General features: G+C 75.9%; 1 protein-coding gene. It reads right to left on the bottom strand.

The features are described from left to right. Positions 1-432 (bottom strand): precorrin-6A/cobalt-precorrin-6A reductase (locus FV222_RS29105; protein ID WP_187277556.1); only part of this gene is annotated, 432 nt, incomplete at both ends.

Raw genomic sequence — 432 nt, 5'->3', positions numbered from 1 at the left:
GCCCCGGCTGCGTCCGCCACCGTCTCGACCGCCGGCTTCCAGGGCTGGCGCACGATCACCACCGGCAGCCGAAGCTGTCGCGCCGCAGCGATCTTGCCGTAGGTCGCGGCGCCGCCGGCGTTCTTGGTCACCAGCACCGCGATGGCGGCGTCCCGCATCAACGCCGTCTCGGCGGCCTCGTCGAAGGGGCCGCGCGCGCGGATCGCCGTGAGGCGCGGCACGGGGAGCGCGTCGCCGAGCGGCTCGATCGTGCGCACGACGTATTCGTGCTGGGGCGCCGCGGCGAAGGCAGAGACCTCCATCCGGCCCACCGTGAGGAAGACGCGCCGGGGCGCCGCGCCCAGCGCCGCGACACAGTCCGCGACACTCTCGACCTCGTTCCAGAGGTCGCCCGGCGCGCGCGCCCAGGCCGGGCGGCGGATCGCCAGGAGC

This window comes from Methylobacterium sp. WL103 (assembly GCF_008039885.1).
GTDB classification, from domain to species: domain Bacteria; phylum Pseudomonadota; class Alphaproteobacteria; order Rhizobiales; family Beijerinckiaceae; genus Methylobacterium; species Methylobacterium cerastii.
This window is presented reverse-complemented; position numbering and strand designations above follow the sequence as displayed.